This is a genomic window from Pedobacter sp. ASV28 (genome assembly GCF_016428855.1).
Lineage (GTDB): Bacteria > Bacteroidota > Bacteroidia > Sphingobacteriales > Sphingobacteriaceae > Pedobacter.
The window spans coordinates 1-403 of the sequence record NZ_JAELTN010000141.1; the positions used below are offsets into that span (position 1 = coordinate 1).

Genomic DNA, 403 nt, shown 5'->3' on the forward strand with positions numbered 1-403 from the left:
CCCCCCCCCCCCCCCCCCCCCCCCCCCCCCCCCCCACACCACCCCCACCCCCCCCCCCCCCCCCCGCCCCCCCGCCGCGTCTCCCCCCCAAAAGACTGCATACCATTTTTTTTCTCTGTTATCTGGGGCTCGGTGATGTTTAATAGAGCCATATATGGGATAAAAGGATTAAGCCGCTGGCGGGGACGCCAACGGTAGCAACAGGACAAATAATACCATTGTTTTTTGGTTTTCCTTGCTCCTGTTGGGCGCAGGCTCTAAAACACATCTGAAGCTTCCTAAGATCTAGCCATAGATGATAAGTCGGGTGTGGGAGTAGCATTAAGGGGGGGGGGGGGGGGGGGGGGGGGGGGGGGGGGGGGGGGGAGCGGCGGGGGGGGGGGTAGGGGGGGTGGGTGGGGGT

1 protein-coding gene is annotated in these 403 nt (G+C 64.0%); it reads left to right on the forward strand.

All coding sequences use genetic code 11. The features are described 5' to 3' along the window. On the forward strand, positions 1-198 hold a 198-nt coding region (locus tag JHD79_RS22550; RefSeq protein WP_199121610.1), incomplete at its 5' end, for a hypothetical protein. Between the last annotated feature and the right edge of the window lie 205 nt (positions 199-403).